This window comes from Endozoicomonas sp. 2B-B (assembly GCF_053470045.1).
Genome location: NZ_JBLZMU010000001.1, coordinates 370,964 through 396,423 on the forward strand (window position 1 = coordinate 370,964; position 25,460 = coordinate 396,423).

The 25,460-nt window shown below is 44.6% G+C and carries 17 protein-coding genes; 9 read left to right on the top strand and 8 right to left on the bottom strand.

All coding sequences use genetic code 11. The annotated features are described in order from the left end of the window. Nucleotides 1-215 precede the first annotated feature (215 nt). Nucleotides 216-1,259: a protein kinase family protein gene (locus ACOMHB_RS01485; protein WP_448215201.1), complete on the top strand. Its 1,044-nt coding sequence runs from the start codon at nucleotides 216-218 to the stop codon at nucleotides 1,257-1,259. Between the two features lie 190 nt (nucleotides 1,260-1,449). Here ACOMHB_RS01485 and ACOMHB_RS01490 read toward each other — a convergent pair whose 3' ends face one another. Then, complete coding sequence (locus tag ACOMHB_RS01490) at nucleotides 1,450-2,364, bottom strand: 1-acylglycerol-3-phosphate O-acyltransferase, YihG family (RefSeq protein ID WP_448215202.1); 915 nt, start codon at nucleotides 2,362-2,364, stop codon at nucleotides 1,450-1,452. Between the two features lie 91 nt (nucleotides 2,365-2,455). Beyond that, on the bottom strand, nucleotides 2,456-3,556 hold the full coding sequence (mutY, locus tag ACOMHB_RS01495) for an A/G-specific adenine glycosylase (protein ID WP_448215203.1): 1,101 nt from the start codon (nucleotides 3,554-3,556) through the stop codon (nucleotides 2,456-2,458). A 293-nt stretch (nucleotides 3,557-3,849) separates the two neighbouring features. Here mutY and ACOMHB_RS01500 point away from each other — a divergent pair, with 293 nt between their 5' ends. The 4 genes from ACOMHB_RS01500 (at nucleotide 3,850) to ACOMHB_RS01515 (ending at nucleotide 11,737) form a co-directional block, all read left to right on the top strand. Continuing rightward, nucleotides 3,850-4,821: a TDT family transporter gene (locus tag ACOMHB_RS01500; RefSeq protein WP_448215204.1), complete on the top strand. Its 972-nt coding sequence runs from the start codon at nucleotides 3,850-3,852 to the stop codon at nucleotides 4,819-4,821. Nucleotides 4,822-5,052: 231 nt separating this feature from the next. Then, nucleotides 5,053-7,149: a hypothetical protein gene (locus ACOMHB_RS01505; RefSeq protein WP_448215205.1), complete on the top strand. Its 2,097-nt coding sequence runs from the start codon at nucleotides 5,053-5,055 to the stop codon at nucleotides 7,147-7,149. 234 nt (nucleotides 7,150-7,383) lie between these two features. Then, nucleotides 7,384-9,456 (top strand): hypothetical protein, encoded by a 2,073-nt coding sequence (locus tag ACOMHB_RS01510; RefSeq protein ID WP_448215206.1) that lies wholly within the window; start codon nucleotides 7,384-7,386, stop codon nucleotides 9,454-9,456. Nucleotides 9,457-9,685: 229 nt separating this feature from the next. Then, the gene (locus ACOMHB_RS01515) at nucleotides 9,686-11,737 is read left to right on the top strand and encodes a hypothetical protein (RefSeq protein ID WP_448215207.1); all 2,052 of its coding nucleotides are present in this window, start codon (nucleotides 9,686-9,688) and stop codon (nucleotides 11,735-11,737) included. A gap of 546 nt (nucleotides 11,738-12,283) precedes the next feature. Here the strand turns inward: ACOMHB_RS01515 and ACOMHB_RS01520 are convergent. After that, nucleotides 12,284-12,766, bottom strand: coding sequence for a hypothetical protein (locus ACOMHB_RS01520; protein WP_448215208.1), 483 nt, complete (start codon nucleotides 12,764-12,766; stop codon nucleotides 12,284-12,286). A 992-nt stretch (nucleotides 12,767-13,758) separates the two neighbouring features. Here ACOMHB_RS01520 and ACOMHB_RS01525 point away from each other — a divergent pair. Then, nucleotides 13,759-15,825: a hypothetical protein gene (locus ACOMHB_RS01525; protein WP_448215209.1), complete on the top strand. Its 2,067-nt coding sequence runs from the start codon at nucleotides 13,759-13,761 to the stop codon at nucleotides 15,823-15,825. Between the two features lie 63 nt (nucleotides 15,826-15,888). Here the strand turns inward: ACOMHB_RS01525 and ACOMHB_RS01530 are convergent, their stop codons facing one another. The 5 genes from ACOMHB_RS01530 to ACOMHB_RS01550 form a co-directional block, all read right to left on the bottom strand. Further along, entirely contained in the window at nucleotides 15,889-16,662 is a 774-nt protein-coding gene (locus ACOMHB_RS01530; RefSeq protein WP_448215210.1) for a metal ABC transporter permease, read from the bottom strand. Then, a complete protein-coding gene (locus ACOMHB_RS01535) occupies nucleotides 16,662-17,576 on the bottom strand; it encodes a metal ABC transporter substrate-binding protein (RefSeq protein ID WP_448215211.1) in 915 nt (304 codons plus the stop codon). Before ACOMHB_RS01535 ends, ACOMHB_RS01530 begins: the two co-directional genes overlap by 1 nt. Then, entirely contained in the window at nucleotides 17,560-18,798 is a 1,239-nt protein-coding gene (locus tag ACOMHB_RS01540; protein WP_448215212.1) for a hypothetical protein, read from the bottom strand. The genes ACOMHB_RS01535 and ACOMHB_RS01540 overlap by 17 nt, the downstream gene beginning before the upstream one ends. Nucleotides 18,799-19,016: 218 nt before the next feature. Continuing rightward, nucleotides 19,017-21,110, bottom strand: a complete 2,094-nt coding sequence (locus tag ACOMHB_RS01545; RefSeq protein WP_448215213.1) for an AsmA family protein — start codon at nucleotides 21,108-21,110, stop codon at nucleotides 19,017-19,019. A gap of 111 nt (nucleotides 21,111-21,221) precedes the next feature. Further along, a complete protein-coding gene (locus ACOMHB_RS01550; protein ID WP_448215214.1) occupies nucleotides 21,222-22,964 on the bottom strand; it encodes an SPOR domain-containing protein in 1,743 nt (580 codons plus the stop codon). Between the two features lie 275 nt (nucleotides 22,965-23,239). On the opposite strand from ACOMHB_RS01550, the gene ACOMHB_RS01555 reads away from it, so the two are divergent. From ACOMHB_RS01555 to hisH, 3 genes are all read left to right on the top strand, one after another. Then, the gene (locus ACOMHB_RS01555) at nucleotides 23,240-23,956 is read left to right on the top strand and encodes a hypothetical protein (protein WP_448215215.1); all 717 of its coding nucleotides are present in this window, start codon (nucleotides 23,240-23,242) and stop codon (nucleotides 23,954-23,956) included. A gap of 146 nt (nucleotides 23,957-24,102) precedes the next feature. After that, nucleotides 24,103-24,696: an imidazoleglycerol-phosphate dehydratase HisB gene (gene hisB, locus ACOMHB_RS01560; protein WP_422136241.1), complete on the top strand. Its 594-nt coding sequence runs from the start codon at nucleotides 24,103-24,105 to the stop codon at nucleotides 24,694-24,696. A 116-nt stretch (nucleotides 24,697-24,812) separates the two neighbouring features. Then, nucleotides 24,813-25,457: an imidazole glycerol phosphate synthase subunit HisH gene (gene hisH, locus ACOMHB_RS01565; RefSeq protein WP_422136242.1), complete on the top strand. Its 645-nt coding sequence runs from the start codon at nucleotides 24,813-24,815 to the stop codon at nucleotides 25,455-25,457. Nucleotides 25,458-25,460: the final 3 nt, after the last annotated feature.

Below are 25,460 nucleotides of genomic sequence, written 5' to 3' on the forward strand. Positions count from 1 at the left end.
TTCGACGGCATTGCTACAAATACTCTAGTATTTTACTAGGAAATCGCCTTGTAGGGGAGAGCTGTTCAGGAATGCTTATATAAAAAACGTCGGCTCCAGAGACGAGACACCAGAAAGAGCGGGAAGCATTTGTTAGATGGCGGTCGGCATATAAAGTTTGAACTTTCTTCAAAAAAAACAGTCTAAACATTATTAATCAAATTTTTTGTATTAACATGAAAACCACAATAAAAATTTTAATGACCTGCCTCTTGGTTGAGCTTATGTCATTGTCTTCAACTGCTAAGGCATATGAAAGGGTATCCTGTAACTCCAGAAGTATTCGGGACTGCGTATTTGATATTTCAAATTCTCTCGGTATTGAGAATTATGAAGCATGTCAGTTGGAAAGCCTTAATTTTGATAAAGGCTCTGTCACTAAAGACGCTTTCTATTCTTTAATATGCCCGTCGGATAGATTTTTTATAAAAGAGTCACGAAATAGCAATTATCAAGAAAATACACTTATCAATGACTACTTATCTACAAACTGCATATCTGAATTTTGCTCAATGTTAGTAAAACCAGTGAGAGAAGTTTCCCTTTTAAGTGATTCAATACCCTTTTATTACTCTGTCTTTCCTTATATTGAAGGAAAAACATTAAGTACAATAAAAGAAAAAATGTATTCAAATCGTTTAAATCAAAAAAAACTAAATATATTGTATAGAAAAATTGGAATGACTCTCGGTACTCTGCATAGCTCAGGGATAATCAATAAATATGTTGAAAACAATTTTATTTTATTGAAATCCCGCTTAGTACATGGGTATTTGCATAGCTCAAATATAATCGTCAAATCTGATAATTCTGTGTTCTTTGTAGATACAGATGGTTTATACAAATCAGTAAAATCACCACAGCAGATAACTACTGATATTAACACAGTGATTCTTCAAGTTTTACCGGGGTCGGTGTTGCTACTTGATGACCCTGCTTTATCTGATTGGATGAGTGCTTTTCCAGACTTCGTTACTAATTTTATAGATGGCTACTGTAGTTTATTTACTGAAATCCAATATAACGAGTGTGATTCAAAAATAAGAGTGCAAATGGTTTCGTTATTGAGAACTGTATATCAGTCACTTTTGACAAAGGATGATTCTGAATCAGAGGATGAGTCAGAAACTGTTGCTTACATAAATTCATACGTTCTGGAAAATAGACTTGGAAAGTTCCTTTCGTCACATATTGAATCTGTAGAAAAAAAAGATAATTGATCTTGAAGCTTCAAAACTAGCAAATTTTTTCGCTTCTCTTCGGTCTATTTTCTTCGAATTCCATCAAATCATCTCTTTATTGAAAGCAAGCGTAGAGTCGAAGCCAAAAAGAATTTTTTGGCTTCGGAGTCAGGGGGAAGGCTGGATTATACGACTTTGTTTTAGTTTTTTTTACCAGGTTCAATGATTGTCATTTAACACCACCTTCCTGACGCTGACTCATTTCCATCATGAGATGATCTTTCTCTACCCAGAGCTGATTGACCCATGCCTGAAAGTCATTTCGAAATTCAGCATCCTGCTGGTAGCTTCGACCTATGAATGATTCCGGGATCGTTTGTTGTTCAAAATGGATACTGACGCTTTTAATTCGACCACACAGGAAGTCCCAGAAGCCCAGCTGGTCTTTTTGATGATAAACAATGGTGATATTCAAAAGGGTTCTCACCTGCTCACCCAGTGCTCCGATCACGTAGCTGATACCGCCAGCACGGGGGTTCAGTAAATGTTTGAAAGGTGATGACTGCTTTTGGTGCTTTGCTTTGCTAAAACGGGTGCCTTCAAGGTAATTGACGATGGATACCGGCATGGTTTTGAATTTTTCGCAGGCTTTAAGGGTATTTTCCAGATCTTTACCACGCTTTTCCGGGTGCTTTTCAAGATAGGCTTTGCTGTAACGCTTCATAAACGGGAAGTCGAGAGCCCACCAACAGAGACCTATGACCGGAACGAAGATCAGCTCCTGTTTGAGAAAAAACTTCATCAAGGGGATTTTTTTGTTGAGCAGATGTTGCATCAGCAAAATATCAGCCCAGCTTTGATGGTTGGCAGTGACCAGATAATAGCCATTGGGGTTCAGATCTTTCAGGCCGCTGATATTCAGACGGGTTCCTGATAGCGCTCTGATCCAGAGAGAGTTGATGCTGATCCACAGCTCCGCCACAGAGTGGGCTATGCGTCCCATAAGGCGACGAAAGCTTTTTAGAGGGACGACGAGTTTTAAGAGAGAAAAACAGAGCAGCGGCAGGCTGAGAAAAAGGGTGTTGATGATCAAAAGGGAGACAGATAAACACCCTGTGACGTATTCTTTAAATCTACGGATCATGTTGGACTTGGCATTGTTTCATTGGGGTTGCGTAGTTTAACTCGAAATTTTTTTCAACTCTAACCCGGTAATTTCATATTGCTTATCGCCTTTACAGGCTCATCCTGATTTTACTTAACAGCTTGCTGACCGGAGCAGCCAGCCCCAGCTCGGACGGCTGATCAGGTTGAAACCAGTGCCATCGATCGCCATCCGCTACTGCAGAGGCTTTATCAGTAAAAGATTTGATGGGGGTGATATCCAGGTGATAATGGCTGAATGTGTGTCGAAATGACGGCCACTCTTCAAAATCTTGCAGACTCAATCCGGTCATTTTTTGAGCAGCTTCAGACAGCACCTCCTCGATCTGGATTTCCGGAAACCCCCAAAGTCCTCCCCAAATACCCGTAGGGGGTCTTTTTTCCAACAGAACCTCTCCAAACTCGTTAATTACCATTAACATTCTTACCGATCGTTCCGGCTTGTCTTTTTTAGGTTTGGGCTCTGGGTAGCGGGTTTCTTCCCCGGCTTTATGGGCCAGACAATTTTGCTCTAACGGGCAAATCAGACAGGAAGGTTTGGTTCGGGTACAAATCATAGCGCCCAGATCCATCATCGCCTGAGTGTAATCAGCATTGCGATGATGTGGAGTATACTCTTCAGCAATACTCCAGAGTTGTTTTGCGACAGCGGACTGTCCGGACCAGCCAGGAATGGCCTGATAACGGGCCAGAACCCTTTTGACATTGCCGTCCAAAATCGGAGCACGAATACCCATACTGATAGACGCTATCGCTCCGGCAGTGGATAAACCAATCCCTGGTAACTGAGTTAATTCAGCAACAGAACGTGGAAACTCACCGGCAAAAGTGTCCATGACCATTTTGGCCGCCTTATGCAGGTTTCTGGCTCTGCTGTAATACCCCAGCCCACTCCACAAATGGAGTACGTCATCGATCTCCGCTGAAGCCAGGTCTGCAACCTCGGGAAATCGCGCCATAAAGTTTTCAAAGTACGGAATAACGGTAGCGACCTGGGTTTGTTGCAGCATGACTTCGCTGATCCAGACCCGGTAGGGGTTGATGTTTTTCTGCCATGGCAGGTTCTTGCGGCCATGACCATCAAACCATTGGAGTATTTGCAGGCTGAAGGCTTCATTATTGCTATCTGGCGACATATCAAGGAGTCTGGGTTTGAAAATTGAGTCGTGCATTCTACTATGAAAAGTGCAATGAAATGCCGCTCAATCTGACTTCAAAGAGTTTTTGTATCTGCTTGCACTGCGAAGAGGGAAACATGATCTTCTGCACTCTAACCTAATCATTTTTCTGACGCAGGCTGTTTTTATCGGAAGTATATGGCCTTCTTAAGTATAAGGCTTACTGATCTTAATTATTTAAAAGTTTGAATTTTCTTATTCACCAAACAGGTTATTTTATACACATGCCTTTTAAAAGCTGCTCAAACAGCCATGTGCGATGACAGACACTCTCGGTAATAAGCAAGATGAATAAGACTGCAAATCCAGGCCGCACGGCTGGTCTGGTAACAAGACTAAGCCGTGTACCCACTCCTCTTGGAGGCTTGGCTCTAGGCATTGCCAGCCTCGGTGCTGCCTGGTCTCTGGTCATGCCCGACCAGTCCCAGGGGCTGAAGCTGACCGCTGCGGTTATCGCCGCTATTCTGGTCTTCAAGGTGATGCTGAAGTTTATTTTGCACCCGCATTTGATTCGTGAAGATCTTTCACATCCCGTCATCAGCAGTGTTATGCCAACCTGCGCCATGGCGACTATGGTGATCGCCTCTGCACTCATGCCCGTTTCCGAATTTGCGGCACGCTTGCTTTGGGTGGCAGCCGTGCTGACACATCTGATATTACTGGCAGGTTTTGTGACTCACAGGATTCGGGACTTTGATATTGAGCATATGGTGCCCAGTTGGTTTGTACCACCCGTTGGTATCATAGTGGCTGCGGTCACCAGTACGGGTATGGGTTTTGAGTCGCTGGTCAGGCTGCTGTTTATCTTTGGAATGTTCTGCTATTTCGTAAAGCTGCCCTTCATGTTCTATCGCCTGATCTTCAAGAACGCTATTCCTGATGCGGCGCTGCCTACTTTTGCCATTATGGGGGCACCTGCCAGTCTGTCTCTGGCGGGATACCTGACCATCACTGATAACCCCAGCCTGATTATGATCAGTATTCTGACGCCACTGGCTATTTTTATGACGGCAATGGTGTATATGGCTTTTATCAAGCTGCTGAGATTGCCATTTTCACCGGGCTATGCAGCCTTCACCTTCCCAATGGTGATTGGTGCCACAGCGCTGCTTAAGCTGGAAGGCAGGGTAAATGGTGTCTTTGCTGATCTCTTTTTTCAGTTGGGGCTCATGGAACTCTGGGTGGCTACTGCCATTGTGGCTTATGTTGTTATTCGCTATATCCTGTTTTACCTGAAGCCCAGGCCGCAAATGGCATAACCTGAACAGTAAATGACTGGCTTGATTCTAGTGTTCTGCCAGTCTTTTTTCAGGAGTATGATCCTCTTTCAACGGCCAATTCCGGAGTGTATTCAGGTTTGGCTGTTAATCCCCGAAGACCGTTATCAAACACGAAATCTGTCATTATTGGCAGGGTTGTGGAATTTTTTTGGAAACTAATAGTCTAAAACGCATAGCTAAGAAAATTAAATACGGTCAATGGAGTGATCAATGAATATAAATTCTAACAGAACAGATGCATATGGACTTTATGCAAGCAGTTTTGCTAAAAAAAATGTTGATGAGAGTTATGATTCAGAGCAGAGAGAAGTCAAGAGCTTTTCAAGAAAGCGATGGGTTCAAGATAAATCTTCTGCATTGATAAAGCAGATGCGCGTACTTGCTTGTAATCAGCCACATTTTTGTGATCGAGAGACTAGTCGGACTTCTTCCGATAGAAAAGTTTCCCATTGGGTTACTACTGATGGTTTTAAGGCCTTAGACGAAGCAAGAAGCAGAGTGAGCAAGACGTTTACCGCAGAGGAAGTGGCTGAACGTTTTCGAAATACCATTGAAAACCTCATACATAAGCTGCGATACGAGAAAATCGCAACGGGATATTATGAAGTTGATCAAAGAGAAGAAATAACAGCAATTTTTATTGACTTTATTTTATGCCAGGAAGGCCTGGTTCATGATCGCTGTTTTACCATTGAAAGCAGTCCCGATAAATACTTGGCAGGTAAAACCATAAGCCAAGGGAGGGCTGAAGAAATACAGTCTTTCCTGGATGCTATTTTTAGCGAACGGGCAGCAGAGGAATCAGAATTTTATGAACTTCGAATGTATTATAGTTTTGGGGATATGGTGGTTGATTATCTTAACAAAAAAGAAAGCGTATCGGATGATGTTATCCCAAAGACTGACTGTAAAAATGACTTTTACCTCATTGAATTTACTTACGGGAAATTGCTGAAAGCTATATTTCCATTTTTTCAAACCCTTCTTGCTGGAAATGGCTTTTTTTCTGAGCTGGTTGTGATCTTTGATTTTGTCAAAAAATTCAGACAGGAAATCATTGATAGTGCGTGTAAACCGTGTCAAACCAATAATGTTATAACCATTGCTCTACGCCTCAATGGTAATGATATAAGAGAGCATTTTAATCAAGATGTTATGGATGTTATTTTTTCCAGGCGCTGCGATGGTATAGTCAATGCCATGTTTGATAACTGCGCTTTTGGGACTGACAATGAAGTGAGACCGGCAAGCAGATTAAATCTTAAATTCGGTGAAGAGCTTGAATATGATATAAAAAATCAACCTTCTGGCTCAAAGTGTCGGCCTGTTGCTACTTTTACATGTCGACTCCAAAAAAAAGGTATGATTTATCACGATGCTAATGCTTGCGGACCTGATGCATCTTATGGTTATGGTTTTGATAATAGCTTTGCCGTATACCCTTTTTACGACTCAATGAGATGGTTTGAAATAAACTGCACGCCTTACCATTCTGATGATCAACTCGCAGAATTATCTTTTGAGAAGGTGATTGAAGTGACTGATTCAATGCTCATCGACGGGTTGATTGATTATAGTTCCGGGCATAAACACGTCGATGCCTTGAGTGCTACCCAGGGTGATACCGGTGTACTTCTGGCGATGGAGTCTGAGGTCCAGCGAAACCCTTTTTTGCTGAGGGCATTTGGAAATAATGATCGTATCCTGCAGAACGATGAAGCTAAATGGTATAAAACATTTTCTGATTACGATCCAGACATAAAACCATTTGCCTTAAAGCGGTTAAATAAGATGATTGACCGATACAATAAAAAAATAGAAGAAAACGATACTGTAAAGGCAAGCCATAAGGAGAGCACTGATTCGGAAAAAAAAGAGAGGCTTGAGCAATTTGCAACTTTTTATAGCCAGTTTGTTCATATGACGACTATACAAAAGGGGTTAGGTTATATTGATGACGATGCCAGCGAAAAGTTTATGGCTATGTCTTTACTGCACATTACCGGAGCAAGAGGAGTCAAAAAATTATCAACGCTGGAATTTCGTTTTTTTCGTTGTCCGAAAACGGTACAGGAAATCAAGTCGATTAACCAATTTTTGCAAGTCTGGTTTCAATACCTTCATCAGTGCAGAAAGGATAAGACCCCTTTGCAGCCTGTTCCTGAAAATATCCGATCCTGCATAGATTATACGGCAGCGGAAGTTCAAGCTAAAACCATTGATTACCTCACTAAATTAGGGCTGAATCCGGAGTATTATCGCTGTTTTTGGGGCGAAGTAAGAGATATTCCGTCAGCGACCGACTGAATGTAAAACTCAGGTTATGAACTATAGTCTTAGTTTTTAATGCTGGCGCTGGGGTGATTGGCCCCCAACCTCCTGATTTACTTCACTTCTTCTGAATCATTCCATCCCGATCATCAGCCTCATGCAGCAGGCCAGCACTGAGTAATATGAATCATCGTTCTGGAATTTTTTTACAAATTTATAGTCTAAAGCACTAGAGCTTTAAAGAATTAAATGTGTTCATTAGAGGGATTTATGAATATAAATAGAACGAAAACAGATAGTTACAGGTTTCATAAAAATGGCCTTGCTGAAAAGACTGATGAAAGTTTTGATTCAGAACAGTCAGTTTTCAAAAGTTTTTCAATAAAGCTACAGGTTGAGGATACATCCTCCGCACCGGTAGAGAAGTTGCGAGGAATCGGTACTATAGCACCAGCATTCAGCCATCAGATTGCCAATCAGACTATTCCCGAGCGAAAAGTGTCCCATTGGGTTGCTTTTGATGATTGTGAGTCCATAAATGCAGCCGAAGTCAGCGAGACGTATACCCCTGAGGAAGTGGCTGGGCATTTCCGAGCTATCATTGAAAACCTCAGGCATTCACTGATAAACGAAAAAATCGCAAGGGAAAGCTATGAATTTGATCAAACAAACGAATTAATAGAGATTTTTATCGATTTTATTTTATGTGAGGAAGGTCTGGTCCATGATCGGTGTTTTACTGTTGAACGCAGCCCTGATAAATACGTGGCGGGTAAAACCATGAGTCAGGGGCGGATTGAAGAGATAAAGTCTTTCCTGAATGCTATTTTTAGCGAATGGGAAGCAGAGGGATCGAAAACTTATTGGCCTAGAGTAGATTATGGTTTGGAGAACATGCTGGTTGATTATCTTAAAAAAAAGGAAAACGTACAGGATGATGTTGCTCCAAAGATTGTGTCCTCTGGTAATTTTTGGCATAAAATCAGGTTCGAGAAATTACTGAAGGAGATATATCCATTTTTTCAAACCCTTCTTGATGGCAGAGGCTTTTTTTCTGAGTTCGGTGTTGTCTTTAATTTTTTCGTAAAATTCAAGCAAGAACTGGTTGATAGTGCGCGTGAACCTTGTAGAACCAACAAATTAAACATTGGTCTGCGCGAGAACAGAAGTCATATGAGAGAGTATTTTAATCGACATGTTCTGGATGTTATTTTTTCCAGACGCTGTGATGGCATTGTTAATGCCATGTTTGGTGACTCCTCTTTTGAGACTGACACTGAAGCGAAGCCGTCAAAAAGATCAAACCTTAAATTAGGTGAAGAGCTTGAATATGATGTTAAAAATGATTTTTCCCGTACACGGGGTCGGCTTTGTAATATTTTCTCATCTCTACTAATAGAAAAAGGGATGAGTAATCAGGCTATCACCGACCAACGTGGTGTGCATTATGGTTTTGATGATTGTTTTACCGTAGTCTCTTTTTATGACTCGACGGCGTGGTTTGAAATAAATTGTACACCTTACCATCCTGATGATGAACGCGCCAAATTATCTTTTGAGAAGGTGATTGAAGTTATTGATACAATGCGTAACAAAGGATTGATTGATTATAGCTCCGGGCATAAACACGTCGATGCCTTGAGTGCTACTCAGGGTGATGCCGGTGTGCTTCTGGCGATAGAGTCTGAGATCCAGCGAAATCCTTTTTTGCTGAGGGCGTTTGGAAATAATGATCGTATACTGCAAAAGAATGAAGCCAGATGGTACAAAACATTTGCTGATTACAATCCGGACACAAAACCATTTGCCGTAAAGCGCTTAAATAGAATTATTGACCGATACAATAAAAAAATAAAAGAAAATCATACTGGAAAGCCAAGCCTTAAAGGGAGCACTGATTGGGAAAAAAAAGAGAAACTTGAGGAATTTGCCCATTTCTACAGCCAGCTTGTTCATATGACGACTATACAGAAGGGGCTTGGTTATATTGATGGCGATATCATGGAAAAGTATATGGCTATGTCTTTGTTGCATATCACCGGTGCTAACAGAGTCAACAAATTATCTACGCTGGAGTTTCGTTTTTTCCGTTGCCCGAAAACGGTACAGGAAATTGAATTGATTAACCAATTTTTACAAGCCTGGTTTCAATACATTCATCAGTGCAGAAAGGATAAAATTCCTTTGCAGCCTGTCCCTGAGGATATTAAATCCTGCAAAGACTATACGGCAGCTGAAGTTCAGCTTAAAACCATAGAATACCTCAGTAAATTAGGGCTGAATCCGGAGGAGTATCGCTGCTTTTGGGGTGAAGTAAGGGATATTTCGTCAGCGACCGATTGAATGTAAAGCACAGGTTATGAACTTTAAAGTCAGTTTTAACGTTGGCGTGGGGTTATTGGCTCCCAACCCCTTCATTTATTTCACCTCTGCTGAATCATTCCATCTCGATCAACAGCCTCACGTAGCGGGTCAGCGAGTAATATTCATCATCGTTCCGGAATTTTTTCAGTAATTAATAGTCTAATGCACTCAAGCTTTAAAGGATTAAATGTGTTCAATAGAGGAATTTATGAATATAGACACTACCAAAGCAGATACTTACGGATTTCATAAAAGCAGTCCTGCTGAAAAGACTGATGAAAGTTTTGATTCTGAACAAAAAGTATTCAAAAGTTTTTCAAGAAAGCTAAAGGTTGAGGATACATCCTCCGCACCGGTTGATAAGATAAGAAGGCTCGGCTCTACTGCGCCAGGCTGCAGCCATCCGATTGCCAAACAGACTATTCCCGAGCGAAAAGTTTCCCACTGGGTTACTTCTGATGATTGTAAAGCCATAAATGTAGCCGAAGTCAGCGAGACGTTTACCGCTGAGGAAGTGGCTGAGCGTTTCCGGACTAGCATTGAAAACCTTATACATTCAGTGATATACAAAAAAATCACAAGTGAAGGCTATGCATACTTTCAAGTAGACGAATTAACAGAGATTTTTATCGACTTTATTTTATTTCAGGAAGGTCTGGTCCATGATCGGTGTTTTAATGATGAAAGCAGTCTCGATAAATACTTGGCGGCTAAAACCATGAGCCAGGATAGGGCTGAAGAGATAGAGTCTTACCTGAATGCTATTTTTACCGAATGGGCAACAGAGGAATCAAAAGCTTATTGGCCTAGAACGCTTTATAGTCTGGAGGACTTGCTGGTTGATTATCTTAAAAAAAAGGAAAACGAACTGGATGATGTTAACCCAAAGATTGTGTCTTTTGATAACTCTTGGCATAAAATCAGGTTCGAGAAATTGCTTAAGCAGATATACCCATTTTTTCAAAACCTTCTTAATGGAACAGGCTTTTTTTCTGAGTTCTGTATTGTCTTTCAATTTTTCGTGAAATTCAGGCAGGAACTGGTTGATAGTGCGCGTGAACCTAGCAGAACTAACAACTTAACCATTGGTCTGCGCGAGAACAGAAGTCATATGAGAGAGTATTTTAATCGACATGTTATGGATGTTATTTTTTCCCGGCGCTGTGATGCTATTGTCAATGCCATGTTTGATGACTCCTGTTTTGTGACTGACAATGAAGCGAAGCCGTCAAAAAAATTAAACCTTAAATTGGGTGAAGAGCTTGAATATGACGTTAAAAATGAAGATACCGATACAGAGGGTCGGCTTTGTCGTATTTTTTCATTTCTACTAAAAGAAACAGGGATGAGTAGTCGCACTATCACTGACAGACGTGGTGTACGCCATGGTTTTGATGATCGCTTTACCGTAGTCTCTTTTTATGACACGTCGGCGTGGTTTGAAATAAATTGCACGCCTTACCATCCTGATGATGAACGCGCGAAATTATCTTTTGAGAAGGTGATTGAAGTGATTGATACAATGCGTAACTCAGGATTGATTGACTATAGCTCCGGGCATAAACACGTCGATGCCTTGAGTGCTACTCAGGGTGATACTGGTGTACTTCTGGCGATGGAGTCTGAGGTCCAGCGAAATCCTTTTTTGTTGAGGGCGTTTGGAAATAATGATCGTATCCTGCAGAGAAATGAAGCTAAATGGTACAAAACATTTGCTGATTACAATCCAGACATGAAACCATTTGCCGTAGAGCGGTTAAACAGGATCATTGAACGATACAATAAAAAAATAGAAGAAAATTATACTGAAAAGCCAAACCATAAAGGGGGCACTCATTTGGAAAAAAAAGAGAGGCTTGAGGAATTTGCACGTTTTTATAGCCAGCTTGTTCATATGACGACTATTGATCCCGAAATAATGGGAAAGTACACGGCTATGTCTTTGTTGCATATTACCGGAGCACGCGGAGTCAACAGGTTATCAACGCTGGAGTTTCGTTTTTTCCGTTGTCCGAAAACGGTACAGGAAATTGAGTTGATTAATCAATTTTTACAAGCCTGGTTTCAATACATTCATCAGTGCCGACAGGATAAAATTCCTTTGCAGCCTGTCCCTGAGGATATTAAATCCTGCAAAGACTATACGGCAGAGGAAGTTCAGATTAAAACCATTAAATACCTTAGTAAATTAGGGCTGAATGCGGAGGAGTATCGCTGCTTTTGGGGTGAAGTAAGGGATATTCCGTCAGCGACCGATTGAATGTAAAGCACAGGTTATGAACTTTAAAGTCAGTTTTAAGCTGGCGTGGGGGGTATTGGCTCCCAACTCCTTCATTTTATTTCATCTCTGCTGAATCATTCCATCTCGATCAACAGCCTCACGTAGTGGGTCAGCGATTAAATTGATAGTGGTGATGCATCGTATAAAATCAGCAATTTGTTAACTACAGCTTTGCGTACCAACAGGCGACCCCGTAGCGAAGACGGCAGCAAATTGAAGATGAAAACTCGGTTTTGTGAGGATAGCGAGTTCAAACCAATTTGCTGCCGACGACGACTGCACGGATGCAGGAGCTAGAGCAACGCAGGAGCAGTTGCCGACGACTGCACGGATGCAGGAGCTAGAGCAACGCAGGAGCAGTTGCCGACGACTGCACGGATGCAGGAGCTAGAGCAACGCAGGAGCAGTTGCCGACGACTGCACGGATGCAGGAGCTAGAGCAACGCAGGAGCAGTTGCCGACGACTGCATGGATGCAGGAGCTAGAGCAACGCAGGAGCAGTTGCCACGCAGGGCAAGTCTATTCTCAGTCAGTCTTCTTGCGATCATAACTGACCCAGACTTTAATTTTGTTGCTATCGGTATTGTCAATCCAAACTAATCCGTCTGGATCTGCACCTTCGTCTACCCTTGCACGGGGATCCTTGCCAATCTCTTTCTCCCACCAAAGTCGAGCCGATCTTCCGGAATGATCTTCGCTTTTCACTTCGAACAGCTGAGCAGCGCCCGACAATTCGCTACAGTAACTCGTATCCAGGTAATGAATATTCATAGTTTGTCCGTTCTCATAGCCCGGAATCGTCTGAATATGCTGCGGCAAGACATAGTCAACGCACATCCCCGATGAATCCCACTTTGCCGTAACTACATAGGGATCCTTATCAGTACCGATTTTCTGTAAGAATTCTATTTGCCTGATACCATCGGAGAAAGCATCCAGGGGAAATAGTAAGAACACAACCATCAACAACGCTGGCATAAAGCTTTGGCTTGTCTTTTGCGTCAACATAATCGAACCTACTGCCGTGTAACGACAATAGTTATACTAGGACACTCTGGTGTTTTTGCTAGGAGCCTGACCGGAAAGACACCTGAAAGTGATCTAGAGTATGGTATTTAGCTTTGCTATGACTCGCACAGTAGTCAAAGATGAACAATGGGATCGGATCAAAGATACGCTGTCGTGTAAGGTCTTCGACCCCGGACCAACAGCTGACAACAGGTTATTCATTGAGTCGATTCTCTGGCTTGCTGGTACCGGAGCACCTTGGTAGACATGCCTGAAGAGTTCGGTGATTGGCACAATATATAACCGATTCAGTCGCTGTAGCTTGAAAGGAATATGGAATCAAGTTTTTGAAGAACTGACTCATGGTTGCGTACATGGAACATGTACCTTTTAAACCGTCTTTTAGACACTGTGTTCAAAGGGATGTCGACAGGTTGCCATTCTCTTGCAGTAATAAATGGCGCACGCATCATGCGACTGAAGTAAGGCAGTGCGACGATTCTGTTCAATCGGGGGCTGTTAATGCGGCTTTTGTTGAGAGGCACAGGGGGCGGTGGTGCTGGCTTCGGCTACTAATCGTCTGATACAGTCCTTAACTGCCAGTAGTCAGCAAACTAATTCTGAACTTGAACTCGTTAGAAATGAGTTGCGACAGCATAAAACTCAGCTTGATAACTTAACAATCGCTCTCTGTTCAATGTTTATTTTTGGGCTTGCTGTATTATATTGTGTTCGGAGATGAAGGGTGGCGCCTGCAATTATATGGGAATGCTTTAGATAGCAGCATCATGATCTGGTTAGCATGACAACATCAGTAAATTGATTTTCTGGTTAGATAAGAACGCTCCCTGGTTTTGGGGTGAAGTAGCTCATCAGCCTCATGCTGCGGATCAGCATTGAGTAATATGAATTATCGTTCTGGAACTTTTTCAAGAATTAATAGTCTAAATCTACATAGCTAAAGAAATCAAATACGTTCAATGGAGTGAACAATGAATATAAATTCTAACAGAACAGATGCTTGCGGACTTTATGAAAGCAGTCCTGATGAAAAGAATGATGATTGTTTTGATTCAGAACAGAAAGTATTCAAAAGTTTTTCAAGAAAGCTGCAGTTTGATGATAAATCCTTTGCACCGATAAATAAGATAGGCAGGCTTGGCTCTATTGCGCCAGGTTGCAGTCACCAGATCGTCAATCAGACTATTCCCGAGCGAAAAGTTTCCCATTGCGTTACTACGGATAGTGCTGAGGTAATGAATGTAGCCAGAGTCAGCGAGAAGTTTACAGCTGAGGCAGTGGCTGGGCATTTTAGAAATACTATTGAAAACCTCATACATACACTGAGATACAACGTAATCGAAAAAGAAAGCTGTAGAGGTGATCAAAGAGACGAATTAATAGGGATTTTTATCGATTTTATTTTATACCAGGAGGGGCTTGTCCATGATCGATGTTTTACTGTTGAAAGCAGCCCTGATAAATACGTGGCGGGTAAAACCATTAGCCTGGGGCGGGTTGAGGAGATAGAGTCTTTCCTGACTACTATTTTTACCGAAGGGGCAGCAGCGGAATCAAAAAGAGATTTGCGTGGATTATGTTATAGTCTGGTGGACATGTTAGTTGATTATCTCAACAAAAAAGAGAATCTATCGGACGATGTGACTCCATATATTGGGTATTGCAATCATAAATTTACCTACCAGCAATTAATGAAGGATATATTTCCATTTTTCGAAACCCTTTTTGCTTCAAGAGGTCTTTTTTCTGAGCTGGGTATTATCTTTGATTTTGCTGTGAAATTCAGGCAGACAATTATTGATAGTGGTGATAATGATTATAGAGACAGAAACTTGTTAACCATTGCTTTGCGAGAAAACAAAAGTGATTTGAGAGAGTTTTTTAATCGAGATGTTATGGATGTTATTTTTTTGCGGCGCTGTGATGGCATTGTCGATACCCTGTTTGATAACTGCTCTTTACCGAATGACAATGGAGTGGATTTGGCAAACAGACCAAACCTTAAATTTGGTGAAGAGCTTGAATATGATCTTAAAGATGATTGTTCTCTTCGTTATGGTGATCATCGTAAGATTTTTTTATCTCGATTATCAGAAAAAAAGTTAACTGATCAAGGTACTGACGAACAACGTCGTGTACGCTATGGATTTAACAGTAAATTTACAGTGATCCCTTTTTATGACTCACGGCGGTGGTTTGAAATAAACTGCACGCCTTATCATTCTGATGATCAACTCGCGGAGTTATCTTTTGAGAAGGTGATTGAAGTAACTGATTCAATGCGAAACGAAGGATTCATTGATTATAGCTCCGGACATAAACACGTCGATGTGATGAGTGCTACTCAGGGTGACACTGGTGTGCTTCTGGCGATGGAATCTGAGATCCAACAAAATCCTTTTCTGTTGAGGGCGTTTGGAAATAATGATCGAATCGTACAGCAGGATGAAGCTAAATGGTATAAAACATTTGCTGATTATAATCCAGACACAAAACCATTTGCCGTAAAGCGGTTAAATAGAATTATTGATCGTTACAATAAAAGAATAGAAGAAAATCATACTGAAAAAGCAAGCCATAAAGCGAGCACTGATTCAGAAAAAAAAGACAGGCTTGATCAATTTGCCCATTTTTATAGTCAACTTGTTCATATGACGAGCATACAAATGGGGCTAGGTTCAATTGGTAACTATTGTATGGAAAAGTATATGGCTATGTCTTTATTGCATATTACCGGAGCAGAAAAAGTCGAGAAGTTATCAACACTGGAATTTCGGTTTTTCCGTTGCCCGAAAACGGTACAGGAAATTAAGTTGATTAACCAATTTTTACAGGCCTGGTTTGGCTACCTTAATCAGTGTAGAAAGGATAAAATTCCTTTGCAGTCTGTGCCTGAAGATATTAAGTCCTCCAAAGACTATACGGCAGCTGAAGTTCAGCTTAAAACCATAGATTACCTCAGGAAATTAGAGCTGAATCCTGAGGACTATCGCTGTTTTTGGGGCGAAGTAAGGGACATTCCGTCAGGGGCCTTTTGAGTGGGTCATAGATGGTGACTGGTTGCCAGAAGCTCATGCCCTTCTGGCTCTCTTCATTAGTTATCAGCGCCTGTTTAATACTCTGAATAGGACACAAACGGCAGTCAAGCTGACGACAATTGTCGCACCACCAGGAAAGTCATAAAGACTGGACAGCGCCAATCCCAGAATCACACCTGCTAATCCTGCCAGATAGCCGAAAGCAAGAGCTTTCTTTCCAGACAACTGATTGACAGCCAGAGCGGGCATAATCAAGGCGCTGAATACCAGATAGACACCCACCATTTTGACGCTCAGTGTGACCATCAGGGCAAAGAGCGGGTAAAAAAGTCTGCCATCAAGGATTTCTGGTCTCATGATTGTCACTGCAAGAAAAGCCAAACTTGCCAATCCCGGAACCACCATGTCCTGCCAGCCAAGCCAGAGGATATGACCGTTCAGGGCTCTGGAAATATGCTCCGCGCCTTGGGGATCACTGGACATAAGAAGAGTGATAGAAGCAGCAGAGACCACATAAATGCAGCCAATAATCGCTTCCAGCTCTTTCTCTGAGTATTTGGCCAGCCATGCAATCAGGCCAGCACCACCAATGGAAAAGGCAAAGGGCATTAAAGCTCCTAATCCTGCGGAGCCATCGTGGGGAACATGACGGTGAGCCTGTGTCATCGTCAGGATATGAGCGACGATGGCACCCATAGCCGCGACCTGGGCAATAGCCAGATCCATGAAGACAATACCACGCTTCAGAACCTGTCTTCCCAGGACCAGGTGTGTACTGAAAACAATGATGCCTGCCACCAGGGCAGGCATCATGATTGCAAGAAGAGCCCATTCCATTATGAATCTTCCGGTTTGCCTGTCACTTTCAGCAGCTTTTGAATGAGATCGTCATACAAGCTGATCAGGTCTTTACTCTGTTTGCTGCCACCGACCGTCATCGGCAACTCTGTGGCGGGCACACCGGCTTTCTGACTTAACCAGTCCGCACCTTTTTTGTCCTGATAGGAGGCGTACACGACGGCATCGATAGACGTCTTTTTAGAAAGCTCCAACAAGGATGCCAGGTGTCTGGTTGAAGGTGGCAGACCGGGTTTGGGTTCCAGGTCACCAACAACATTCACACCCAGCCACTCCAGCAGATAGTCAAAGTTGCTGTGATAGGTCACCAGGTTTTTACCTTTCAGTGGAGCGGCTTCCTTTTCCCAGCGCTTGATATTGGTCTCCCAGACTTCTGAGAACTTTTTGGCGTTTGCCAGATATTCATCCTTGTTCCCCGGGTCAAGCTCTGCCATGCGTTCTGCCAGGGCCAGGGCGATTTTCTGCAGTCGATAAGGATCAAGATGCAGGTGAGGGTTTCCTTCCGGATGAACATCGCCCATGGTTGGATCTACTTTTTCAAGCTTACCGATGGTCTCTACCTGATCAGCAGCAAAGAACAGCCCTTTGTCTCCGGTCTGAATTTTTGGGTTGGCTGACTTCATTTGCAGAACCGGCAGCCAGCCGGTTTCCAGCTCAGCACCTGAGCAAACGACTATGTCTGCCTTTCTTATTTTCGAGATCAGTCCCGGACGAGCCTGAATGTGGTGAGGGTCCTGTCGGGCCGTTGTTGCCGTGTAAACCTTTGTATCAGTAGCGAGCTCTTCAGACAATGCAGCCCACTCAGGCTCACAGGCAAATACGGTCAATGCTCCGTGACTGGATGCTGGAAAGGCCAGAGCGGATGCCAGCAACAGTTTAGAAAGTGTGCGCATCATGAGCTCCAAGGGACATAACATACTGAAGGGTTACGATGTTGTTGGTGTTTTCGAAACCGTCACCTGTCTGATGAGTGTACTGCAGTCTGACTGTGGAGAAGTGTGAGTGACTCCAGGACACCATAAGTTCAGTTTCTTGCAGCTTCTTCTCGTCGAAATGGTCCTCGTGGGCTTCGTAGCCCTTGAACTCCCCGTAACGAGCACCCACTGCCCACTGAGGCGTCATCTTATAAACGCCGCTCAGGTAAAAGCCTTTATTCTTTTCATTACCCTCAAAGTTGTCGCTGAGATCCTGTGTTTGCAGATATTCTCCTGTCAGGGTCAGGCTGCGGTACTTGAAGTTACCATCAGGAGCCCACTTCCATACGGCATCGGCAATATAGGTGTTCTTGCCAGTAAATTGGGCGTTATGAGAGTGGCTGTGGCCCTCATCTTCTTCATGTCCGTGATCTTCATCGTCTTCGTGCTCATGGTCATGATTGCTGATGCTGGCACCGTTGTCATTTCTGAGATAGCTCAGACCCAGCTGCCAGCTGTGCTCTTCATTAAAATCACCACCAACTTTGGTGAAGGCGGTGTAGACTCCCACTGATTTTGGATCGGTTAAATCTGCAGCCTGCAGCTTTTTACCACTAAAAGCTTCGGTACCGATCGTCCAGAACGTATCGGTAGGCATTACATAACTCAGGCGTACACCGTCGTCATAGTAGTGTGACCCCAGCATTGCCCGGTAAGCGGCAGGCCTTTCAACAAATGAATCCGTGTGAGCGTGCTGACCATTCAGGTAGCCGATATCAGACAGAAATCGACCAGCGCGAACACTAAAACCGCCAGGCAGAGCCAGAGTCTGGATAAATGCCTCTTCTGTTTCGAACTTGGTTTCGCCGTCGTGATCATGCACAACACCGGTGAACTTGCCGTAGAAAAGATCATCAACAGCCGCACTGACACCCAGTTCAATATGACCCAGACCAAAGCCCTTTTCATATTCGCTGAGAGCGCTGTCAGCTGACTTGTAATGGCCGTCCAGAATAAGGCTGAAATTTGGACTGAATCCTTCAGCATGAACAGTTGCGGTGGCTGACGCTGCCAGCAGAATCAGCGCTTTTGCCATTCGGCTGTAAGCTGATCTTTTGCGGATAGCTCCTTTAAAGGGAGTAACTTTGGCTGCTGGAGAGTGGAAGTCAGTAGAAATAACCGGCGGGTTGACTGCAGGCACAGAAGGCTCCTAGTGTGAAAATGCTCAATGCGTTGGGTGATATAAAGCTAGTCAATGCTTGTTATTTTGTAAATGTTATAACATAACGATTTGTATTCTCAAGTTCTATTACTTCTGTGAATCCACCTTCGGCTGACAGCTTCTCGCATTCCCCCCCACTGATACCGACACGGATGAGCGGGGGGCGATAGAGCAGGAAGCATTGGAAAAACGGTTTTTTATTTGAAAAGGCCTTTCAGGGCATCTTTCAGGTGTCCGGCTTTTTTCTCAATCTCTTTTTCCACACGCTTTTTCACTTCTTGTCTGGCCAGTGAAGCAATGGTGTCGGCCAGACGTTTGGTATCAATACCACACTCCTGCTGTCCCAGCTTGCCTTGACAACGAACCGGCCAGGTGACATTGACGTAGTCTTCGTTGACCTCGCAGGCTGGGTCACTATCAGGAGCACGGTCGCCACTGATGTTCAGGCCCACATGAAAATCCATAGTCTGTTTGACCAGATTGATATCGCCGTCACCTTTGAGATTCAGGTTGGTCAGAGCAGCAGTCAGATCCTTATTGCTGGCTACCCCGTTGTTGATGGTGAAACTGCCTCCGAGCTGGGTGAACCGGGTGGTATGACCCCAGTCTTTTTTCTGCAGATCTTTCTTGCGTATTCTGGCAATTCCCTCACACACCATCTTGTCAAAGTTGGCCTCCGTAAAGGCTCCCTTATCGACATTGAAGTCAACCTTTCCGTTCAGGTTACTGATCAGGACACTCTGAAGCTGGCCATGGGTTGTCAGGTTCATGTCTGCATTGACCTTACCTTCAATGGATTTCAAAGCCGGTATGGGCTGAGCCAGAGCCTGCAGATTTATAGCGTTCAGATCTGCTGTTGTCTGAATTTCAGGATTACCCTGTTTGCGAACATCCAGCTTGCCGTCCAGATCAATGGTGCCCTCGTAGAAGCCGGAAGCCAGCTTGATATCTTGTTGTCCGTTCAGGGCTGTAAGCTGGACTGAAGGCTTGTTAAAAGTGAGTTTTGCCACGGTCAGGGAAGCCAGTTCCAGAGAGCCTTTGACGTTCAGAGGACGCAGGGCGTCTTCCGGAATCAGTGGCAGCGCCTGGTTGGGCTGAAGCTCTTTCACAGTACCTGACGCAAAGGTCGGAGGCTCTGTGCTCTGCACACCTTCAGACTTGCCTTTTGATTCTTCTTTGGTCTCTGTCTGTTCGGAGGCAGGTGGCAGGTAGCGATCCAGGTTCAGGTCACCGCCCTTGAACTGAAAAGTCATGTCCTGTTGTTGCAGGTTTCCGATTTTGAAGAAACCATCCAGATTGAAACCATCAAGCGTCAGATCCAGTTTGCCTGCAGAGAAGCTTTTACCATCGGTGTTAAAGCTGCTCTTGAAAGCCAGCTGGGTCATTGCCCCGGGATCTGCCATGGGGGGAAGCAGGATCTTGATCTCTTTCAGAAACTTGCCTGGATTGAACTGTGTGACATCCAGGTGGCCTTTCACCATCAACGGTTGTTGCTGAACGTTCAGGGCGCCGACAATTTGCAGGGTTTCGGTGCTTGTCCCGACAAGATTATCTGCTGCCGGGTTGGCTGATATTTTGAGATCCTGCAGATCATAGGTGCCCTCTTTGAGGCTGAACTTCAGAACACCCGTGATGCCAGTCATCAGTGTCAGATCGGGTTCACTGCTCTTGATACGAGCTTTCAGATTAAAGTCAAAAGGCTCATTGTTGCGAATTGCCCCGGTTTCCAACCCGGCCTGATCAACCAGGTAGGTTTTACCTGTGCTCTCGTCGTCATAACGGATCACCAGTCCTTCAACACTGACATTGGCAATATCCAATTCCAGAGGTGTAGATTCGGTGGTACCTTCGGGCGTTACAACTGTTGTGGTCTCTGTTGCAACAGGCTCGCTACCTGTTTTTCTGGAAACCTCCCAGTTGCCCTGGCCGGACTCGTTCCTGACCAGATTAAGATCCAGCCCTATCAGCCTGGCTGTTTGCATTTCTACTTTTTTGCTTAACAAAGGTAGCAGCTTAACACTGACTTCCGCTGTCCCCAGTCTGGCCAGCTCGGAGTTGTCTGCCCCTTTAACATTCACCTGTTCAAGGGAAAGTCCCAGCCAGGGAAAGACCGACCAGCCAATAGGGCCGTCAATCGTGAGCGTCAAACCAGTATTGTCGTAAACCATTTTGGAAATGTCATCCCGGTAATTGTTGGGATCTATCACTTTCGGAAGAATCAGGGCAGCAGCAACAACAAGAATTATGATGCCAGCCACCAAAAAGGCGATGAGTTTAATTGCACGGTTCATTGGAGACCTCGGGATCTCTGGGTACAGAATATTGTTATTCCTTGGTCAGGATAGTGTACCGCAAGTGTTTGAGGAGTTGGTAAGGGGGATGAAAATATTGTCCCCCCCCCCCTAACTTTCCCGGGCCTGTAGTTTCTTGAGGGATTTTACCGAGCGGGTCCAGGGGTAGAGGACCTGGACAGCGTCTTTCAGTTGAGGTGAATTGAGAACAGCCAGAGCTTCTTTACTGCTGGTGAACTGACCTTGCAAAAGGACATACCAGTCTTTCTGGTTTTTTCGGTATCGCGCCGTAACTGCAGACTTCAATTCCGGGAATCGTTTTTTCAGCTTCTCAATGGCTTCTGGCTTGTTGGCAGAAAACCACTGAATGGTATAGCTGTTTCCCGGCCCACTGAAGATTGTCCCTTGCGGTTGAGTAACCTTTCGGGAGGTTATCTGCTGAGTCTTTTCTGACTTCCCTGTAATGAGACTTTGTAGTTCATTAACCGATCGGACTCTGGGGGAGAGGCGTATAGAAATACGGGCCAGCTCCGGGCTGGAAAGTGCTCTGTTAGCCTGATCTTTGCTGGTATAGGGAGGACCCACGAGTAAAAACCAGTCTTGATATCCTTTCCGATAGTGGATGATCTGGGTGTCACTCAACTGTGCATACCGCCTGCGGACTCTTTCGAGCGTATCTCTTCGGGTTCCAGTCAGCCACTGGATAGCGTAACTGTGCCGGGAAGCTTTGAGAATGTCATGTCTGGCCGGTTGCTGGTACTCTCTGGCTTCTTTTGGACGACGATATTCGTTGGTCTTTTCCTGGACCGAATACGTTGAATAACCCTCATTCAGGTAGCTCTGCTGGTAGTGCAGTTTTGTCTGAAAGTCCTCCTTTTCAGGAGTCGTCCGGGTATAACGCTGCGAACGAGGAGCACTGTAGTTCAAATCCATTGGTTCTTTATAAGGCTCGGACTGATAGGAAGAGTGAAATGGTGGCTCAGATGTCTGCTGAGAATCGACGTTGTAATCCCGATGGGTTTCTTGTTGCTGCAATTTTGGATAGGCGGGAGCGATACTGGCAAACAATCGATTATTGTCCGGCTTTACAGGATTATTGTAGGCATAACGCTGTTCGTTCAGTGGCTGTGAGGGGTCACCGGGATCTCTGAGTTCACCTGGCATAATCAGGTTGAGCTTCTGAATGCTGGCCAGAGATCGTGTCCAGGGATAGAGTTTGTCGGTCAGCAACAACCGGGGAGGACTGTTGAGGGCTGTCATTGCTGACTGGCTATCTTTGAATGGTCCGTCCAGCAATAAAAACCAATCTTTGTTTTTGCGCTGATAGCGGACAATCGTCGCTTGCTGCAGGACCGGGAAACGACGCTGCAGATCCCTTAATGGTTCTTCGGTATGGGTTGCGAGCCACTGGATAACAAAACTCCCATGTTCCGAGCCCATTAGTTCGTTGACTCTCTGCCGGAGTTGTTGTTCTGGAGTCGTCTGTTGATAGGTGTAGGAGTAGTTGTTACCCTGCCGAGGATAGTCCGGCTGCACAAACTCCTGTTTGAACTGGTTGTCTGGCTCCGCTTTGACAGGCTCATAGTGCTGCTGAGAAATAGTTTCCGGGTACCCGTTATTTCTATTTGAAGCAGAATAAGCAGCGGTTTCCAGAGATTGTTCGTAACGATCTGTCTGGCTGCTTCGGCATAGCCAGTCGCTGTTCTGATCGGAGCGACAATCCCATGATGAACTCAGTGTCAAGGGTTTTGGAGGCAATAAAAGGGCATCCGCTGAAAAAGCGGTGAGTGTTGCCAGGGTAGCAACAACTCCGAGCCTGATGTTTTTTTCCATAAACAGCACTCGAGCTGACATGAATCAGATCCTTCTGATCATTGCTTTTAACAAATCAGGTTTGAAAAATAATTGCAAGTCTTGTGTTGAATTAATTTTTCAGTCGCCAAGTGTTGTCTGGCTCATCGAACAGCAAGCAATGACCCCGGGAAATGTTCAACCCTCGCTATGGTGCGGCAGTTCAGCGACTAATATGGTGGTGAGGTTGTTTGCGTGACTCTGCCTGGGGAAAATCGGCCTCTGCCGCCTGAATACGTTGGGAACGGGTTATGGAGACAATGGACGCTTTTGGGATAATGTCAGTCAAACGTTGGCTGGCAACAATGTTCTGCCTGGCTTTGCCCGTCTCTTCATGGGCTTTGGACCTGGCGTGTTTCCCGAGGGTTGATACCACTCAAAATCAATACCTTGTTGCTTCAGACATGCTGATGCTGGAAGCAGCCAGGGAGAAGAAGCTCAACAAAGACAAGGCTGAGTTCCCTGTCTGGGTCAGCGGTTATCAGCGGGGCTGGTTTGCCAGAGTCGTTGAAAAATCACCGACAAAGACCGTTCCGGGTGTTACCCCAAAAGAAGGGAAGTTATTCAATGGCTTGTTGTTGGCATCATCCGGTCATCAGATCAGCAGCCTGGATCGCAATGAAACTCTGAACTGCAGAACCCTCATCAGTGTCAGACAACTCAAGACAATGGCTGGTGGCCAGCTACCCGGGAAGGGGCAAATCTGGATCTATGTCCTCAAGCCCGGGAGTATGAAGAGGGCGGCTGGCAAATACCCAATCCAGCAGTCGGATGTCGATAATTTCCTTACCGGGTGTGTGGAACAGTCCAGGACATTTTCACTGCCTCAGTTTGCTGAACAATGTGTGGATTTTACTGTAGGCTGGTCGCAGAACTGGGCCAATGACCGTGAAAGGCCTTCCGGTGGCAGGCTGGTACAGAACAAACGAAAGGAGATAGACAGATTGCTTGAGAGGCTGGAAGCAGAACTTTTCGAAAAAGTACGAGATGAATAGCTCGCCTGCTTGATAGCTGCTCCGTATAATGGCCGGATTGAGGTCCGGGAGTCAGCAAGCATTCAGGTTTGAATGGTCTTTATTTGAGTCTGGTGTTAATAACAGGTCAGACTCCATGTACAGAATAGATATAATTGGAGATTATCATGGCTGAGCGCAAGGCCAGTGTTGAAAGAAATACGCTGGAAACCCAGATCAGGGTTGATATCAATCTGGATGGCAGTGGCAAAGGCCAGTTCGACACTGGTGTGCCATTTCTTGATCATATGATGGACCAGATTGCCCGTCATGGCATGATGGATCTGGATATCAAGGCTGTGGGTGACAACGAAATCGATGACCACCATACCGTAGAAGATATCGGTATTACCCTGGGGCAGGCGTTCACCAAAGCCATTGGTGACAAGAAAGGTCTGACCCGATACGGGCACTCCTATGTACCGCTGGACGAGGCGCTTTCCAGAGTCGTCATCGATTTTTCCGGACGTCCCGGCCTTGAGTTTAATGTCGATTTTACCCGGGCCATGATTGGCAAGTTTGATGTCGACCTGTTCTACGAGTTCTTCCAGGGCTTTGTTAATCATGCCAATGTGACGTTGCACATTGATAACCTGCGCGGTCGCAATGCTCACCATCAGATAGAAACGGTCTTCAAGGCCTTCGGCCGGGCATTGAGAATGGCCCTGGAACTGGATCCTCGTATGGCTGGTCAGATGCCATCCACCAAAGGATCGCTGTAATCATCAGCCATGAGCAAAAAACAGCCATGAGCGAAAAAAAGCTTTGAGTCCACTTCAAACAGACAGGGTGATGCAGTCGGTATGTTTTTCATTAAGCTGTCAGGTGAGTTAAAAAAATGAAGACAGTTGCAGTCATCGATTATGGGATGGGTAACCTTCACTCTGCCAGTAAAGCTCTGGAACACGTGGCCAGCAGCGATACCCGTGTCAAGGTGACTTCTGACCCGAACATTATTCAGCAGGCCGATCATGTGGTGCTTCCCGGTGTCGGGGCTATCCGTGATTGTATGGCAGAAATTCGTGCCAAAGGCGTAGATGATGTGGTGCGGGAAGTGGTCGAAAGCCAGCGCCCGCTTCTGGGTATTTGCGTTGGTATGCAAGTCATGTTGAATCACAGCGAAGAGAATGGTGGCGTTGATTGTCTGGGTCTGATGCCCGGGCAAGTAAAATTTTTTGGCAAGGGGCTGGTGGATGAGGCCGGTGAAAAACTGAAAGTTCCTCACATGGGCTGGAGCCCGGTTCAGCAACATCGTGATCACCCTTTGTGGAAAGGCATCGAAGATAATGCCCGCTTCTATTTTGTCCACAGCTATCATGCTCATGCAAATGACGATGGGATGGCTGTTGGTCGTTGTCACTACAGCGTTGATTTTGATGTGGCTTTAGCACGGGACAATATCTTTGCGGTGCAGTTTCACCCTGAGAAAAGCGCTGACAGCGGCTTGAAACTGCTTGAGAACTTTTTGAACTGGAATCCTTAGAGG

Coding starts and splice junctions, on each gene's coding strand:
- ACOMHB_RS01535 (WP_448215211.1), bottom strand. CDS start 17,576: ATGCGCACACTTTCTAAACTGTTGCTGGCATCCGCTCTGGCCTTTCCA.
- ACOMHB_RS01555 (WP_448215215.1), top strand. CDS start 23,240: ATGTCAGTCAAACGTTGGCTGGCAACAATGTTCTGCCTGGCTTTGCCC.
- hisH (WP_422136242.1), top strand. CDS start 24,813: ATGAAGACAGTTGCAGTCATCGATTATGGGATGGGTAACCTTCACTCT.
- ACOMHB_RS01545 (WP_448215213.1), bottom strand. CDS start 21,110: ATGAACCGTGCAATTAAACTCATCGCCTTTTTGGTGGCTGGCATCATA.
- ACOMHB_RS01505 (WP_448215205.1), top strand. CDS start 5,053: ATGAATATAAATTCTAACAGAACAGATGCATATGGACTTTATGCAAGC.
- ACOMHB_RS01515 (WP_448215207.1), top strand. CDS start 9,686: ATGAATATAGACACTACCAAAGCAGATACTTACGGATTTCATAAAAGC.
- hisB (WP_422136241.1), top strand. CDS start 24,103: ATGGCTGAGCGCAAGGCCAGTGTTGAAAGAAATACGCTGGAAACCCAG.
- ACOMHB_RS01525 (WP_448215209.1), top strand. CDS start 13,759: ATGAATATAAATTCTAACAGAACAGATGCTTGCGGACTTTATGAAAGC.
- ACOMHB_RS01550 (WP_448215214.1), bottom strand. CDS start 22,964: ATGTCAGCTCGAGTGCTGTTTATGGAAAAAAACATCAGGCTCGGAGTT.
- ACOMHB_RS01530 (WP_448215210.1), bottom strand. CDS start 16,662: ATGGAATGGGCTCTTCTTGCAATCATGATGCCTGCCCTGGTGGCAGGC.
- ACOMHB_RS01510 (WP_448215206.1), top strand. CDS start 7,384: ATGAATATAAATAGAACGAAAACAGATAGTTACAGGTTTCATAAAAAT.
- ACOMHB_RS01490 (WP_448215202.1), bottom strand. CDS start 2,364: ATGATCCGTAGATTTAAAGAATACGTCACAGGGTGTTTATCTGTCTCC.
- ACOMHB_RS01485 (WP_448215201.1), top strand. CDS start 216: ATGAAAACCACAATAAAAATTTTAATGACCTGCCTCTTGGTTGAGCTT.
- mutY (WP_448215203.1), bottom strand. CDS start 3,556: ATGCACGACTCAATTTTCAAACCCAGACTCCTTGATATGTCGCCAGAT.
- ACOMHB_RS01520 (WP_448215208.1), bottom strand. CDS start 12,766: ATGTTGACGCAAAAGACAAGCCAAAGCTTTATGCCAGCGTTGTTGATG.
- ACOMHB_RS01500 (WP_448215204.1), top strand. CDS start 3,850: ATGAATAAGACTGCAAATCCAGGCCGCACGGCTGGTCTGGTAACAAGA.